Origin of the sequence: Nocardiopsis sp. TNDT3, assembly GCF_003427465.1 — a bacterium.
Taxonomy (GTDB): Bacteria; Actinomycetota; Actinomycetes; order Streptosporangiales; family Streptosporangiaceae; genus Nocardiopsis; species Nocardiopsis dassonvillei.
The window spans coordinates 1-3,572 of sequence record NZ_QPFC01000172.1 but is presented as its reverse complement, the minus strand read 5'-3'; the positions used below and the strand labels follow the sequence as shown (position 1 = coordinate 3,572).

The following is a 3,572-nucleotide window of genomic DNA, read 5'->3' as shown; positions in this document are numbered from 1 at the left end:
CGGCCGGCGCGGTCCCCCGCCCCGGCCGTCGGTCCGTGTCGTGGGTGCCGCCCGCCCGGGATAGGGTCACCCGCATGGCGAGCGAGGCGATCCGGGTACTGGTGGTGGACGACCACCCCATGTGGCGCGACGCGGTCGCGCGCGATCTCGGCGAGGCCGGTATCGAGGTCGTGGGCACTGCGGGCGACGGCGCCAAGGCGCTGCGCATCGCCCCGGCCGCGCGTCCCACCCTGGCCGTCGTGGACCTGCACCTGCCCGACATGAGCGGGGTCGAGCTGACCGCCGGCCTGGTGGCGCTGTCCCCGCCGCCGCGGGTGCTGGTGCTGTCGGCGAGCGGCGCCAGCGACGACGTCCTGGCCGCGGTGAAGGCCGGGGCCACCGGCTACCTGGTCAAGTCGGCGGGGCGGGAGGAACTGCTGGACGCTGTGCGCCGGGTACACGCGGGCGAGGCCGTGTACACCCCGGGCCTGGCCGGGCTGGTGCTGGGCGAGTACCGCAGGCTCTCGTCGGCGGACCGCTCCCGGGAGCCGGAGGCTCCCGAGCTGACCCCCCGCGAGACCGAGGTGCTGCGCCTGGTCGCCAAGGGGCTGGCCTACAAGCAGATCGCGCAGCGGCTGGGCATCTCCCACCGCACCGTGCAGAACCACGTGCAGAACACCCTCACCAAGCTGCACCTGCACAACAGGGTGGAGCTGGTGCGCTACGCCATCGACCGGGGCCTGGACGACTGACGCGCCCTCCCGCGGGTCCGTTTCGCGCGGTCCGCGCCCTCTGCCCCGTACGCGCCGGGCGCGTTCACCGCGTATTCTCCTCCCCGGGTTGGCCCCGGATCACCGCTCCCACTATGGTCTAGACCATATGGCGCCATGCGTCGTAAAACACACAACGTCGAGGAGAATCCGTATGCGAGTCGGGGTGCTGACCGGCGGTGGGGACTGCCCTGGTCTGAACGCGGTCATCCGCGCAGTGGTCCGCAAGGGCATCAAGGACTACGGCTACGAGTTCATCGGCTTCCGGGACGGCTGGCGCGGCCCGCTGGAGGGCGACACCATGCCGCTGGACGTGACCGCCGTGCGCGGCATCCTGCCCCGGGGCGGCACGATCCTGGGCTCCTCGCGCACCAACCTCATGAAGATCGAGGGCGGTGTCGAACGGGTCAAGGACAACATGGCCGGGCTGGGCGTCGACGCCCTGGTCGCCATCGGCGGCGAGGACACCCTCGGCGTGGCCCGCCAGCTGCACGACCGCGGCGTCAACGTCGTCGGCGTGCCCAAGACCATCGACAACGACCTCAACGCGACCGACTACACCTTCGGTTTCGACACGGCCGTGAACATCGCGATGGAGGCGATCGACCGCCTGCACACCACCGCCGAGTCGCACCACCGCGCGCTGGTGGTGGAGGTCATGGGCCGCCACGCCGGATGGATCGCGCTGCACTCGGGCATGGCCGCGGGCGCCAACGTCATCCTCATCCCCGAGCGGCCCTTCGACATCGACGAGGTCGTCAAGCACGTCGAGAGCCGCTTCGAGACCCAGTACGCGCCGATCATCGTGGTCGCCGAGGGCGCGCACCCCAAGGAGGGCCAGATGGAGCTGGCCACCGGGGAGACCGACTCCTTCGGCCACGTGCGCCTGGGCGGCATCGGCCAGCGGCTGGCCGACGAGATCGAGCAGCGCACCGGCAAGGAGGCCCGCTCGGTGGTCCTGGGCCACGTGCAGCGCGGCGGCACGCCGACCGCGTTCGACCGCGTGCTGGCCACCCGTCTGGGCGTGAACGCCATCGAGGCCGTGCACGACAAGGCCTTCGGCAAGATGGTCGGCCTCCAGGGCACGGACATCGTCCGCGTGAACCTGGCCGAGGCCACCGACACCCTCAAGACGGTGCCCTCCTCGCGCTACGAGGAGGCCGAGGTCTTCTTCGGCTAGGCACGCCCCGCGACCCGGAGCCCGGGAACCGGATTGTCCCGGGGCTCCCCCGGAAGGACCGGCCGCCGGCCACGCGCGCCGGCCCCCTCCGGAACGGTCCGCGCCCCCTCCCAGCTCCCAGGGAGGGGGCGCGCCGCGTCCCGGTCGGTCCTGTGTGCCCGCCGCCTCCCTCCCGTCCCGTCCGAAAACGGACGGAGCGGTGGACGGGATGTTCGATACTGGAGGATGGCGATGGACGCTCCCGGCCCCGTCACCGCCACTCCCACCTCACACCGGGACACGAAGGTATCCACCGGAGGTAGCACCATGTCCGCGTCGCTTGAGTCCGCGCCGCTCCCCGCAGCCCTGGCCGGGTCCGACGCCGGGCTCGGCGAGCTCTGCGTGCTCATGAAGCTCGGCGAGATCGTCCTCAAGGGCTCCAACCGCAAGCTGTTCGAGCGGCGGCTGCACAACAACATCCGCGCCTCCGTGCGCGACCTGGGCGAGGTCCGCCTCTCCCAGCGCGGCGCGGGCGTCATCATCGTGCGCAAGCCCGACGCCTCCGACCTGGAGGTCGCCGAGATCGCCGACCGCATGGCCAACGTCATGGGTGTGGTCTGGGTGCACCTGGTCCGCCGCGTGCCCAAGGACCTGGACGCCGTCACCGACATCGGCGTGCGCGTCATGCAGGGCCGCGAGGGCACCTTCGCCGTGCGCGCCCGGCGCCGCGACAAGCGCTTCGAGATGACCTCGTCGGAGCTGGCCGGGTACCTGGGCTCGAAGATCATCGAGGCGCACGGCTACAAGGTCAACCTCAAGCGCCCCGACAACACCCTGTTCGTCGAGGTGGACAAGGACGAGGCGTTCGTGTTCACCGACGGCGTGCCCGGCCAGGGCGGCCTGCCCGCCGGGATGAGCGGCCGCGGCCTGGTGCTGATGTCGGGCGGGATCGACTCACCCGTCGCCGCGCACCGGATGATCCGGCGCGGGCTCAAGGTCGACTTCCTGCACTTCTCCGGCATGCCGTTCACCGGCCCGGAGTCGATCTACAAGGCCTACAGCCTCGTCCGCCAGCTCGACCGCTACCAGGTGGGCTCGCGGCTGTTCGTCATCCCCTTCGGCAAGGCCCAGCAGCAGCTGAAGAGCTCGGGGATCGAGCGGCTCCAGATCGTCGCCCAGCGCCGCCTCATGCTCAAGACCGCGGAGGCCCTGGCCGACGACCTGGGCGCGGAGTGCCTGGTCACGGGGGACGCGCTGGGCCAGGTGTCCAGCCAGACCATGACCAACCTGACCGCCCTGGACGACGCGGTGGACCTGCCGATCCTGCGTCCGCTCATCGGCATGGACAAGACCGAGATCATGGACCACGCCCGCCGGATCGGGACCCTGTCCATCTCGGAGCTGCCCGACGAGGACTGCTGCACCATGCTGACCCCGCGCCAGGTGGAGACCGCGGCCAAGATCCCGGACCTGCGCCAGATCGAGAAGCGCCTGGACGCCGAGGAGCTGGCCGAGCACCTGGTCACCACCGCGCAGGTGCACAAGCCCAGCTTCCTGGGCGACGCCGCGCCCAAGCGCGTGGCGCCCGCCTCCGCGTCGGTGGCCGCCACCGCCTAGCGCGCGACGACGGCGCCCCGGCCGCTCCCCGCACGCGGGGCGGGGCC

At 71.8% G+C, this 3,572-nt stretch carries 3 protein-coding genes; all 3 read left to right on the top strand.

The features are described 5' to 3' along the window. Nucleotides 1-74: 74 nt before the first annotated feature. The 3 genes from DQW06_RS04770 (at nt 75) to thiI (ending at nt 3,525) form a co-directional block, all read left to right on the top strand. Nucleotides 75-731: a response regulator transcription factor gene (locus tag DQW06_RS04770; protein ID WP_013154136.1), complete on the top strand. Its 657-nt coding sequence runs from the start codon at nt 75-77 to the stop codon at nt 729-731. A 172-nt stretch (nt 732-903) separates the two neighbouring features. Further along, the gene (locus DQW06_RS04765) at nt 904-1,929 is read left to right on the top strand and encodes a 6-phosphofructokinase (protein WP_013154137.1); all 1,026 of its coding nucleotides are present in this window, start codon (nt 904-906) and stop codon (nt 1,927-1,929) included. 306 nt (nt 1,930-2,235) lie between these two features. Further along, complete coding sequence (gene thiI / locus DQW06_RS04760) at nt 2,236-3,525, top strand: tRNA uracil 4-sulfurtransferase ThiI (protein ID WP_013154138.1); 1,290 nt, start codon at nt 2,236-2,238, stop codon at nt 3,523-3,525. Nucleotides 3,526-3,572: the final 47 nt, after the last annotated feature.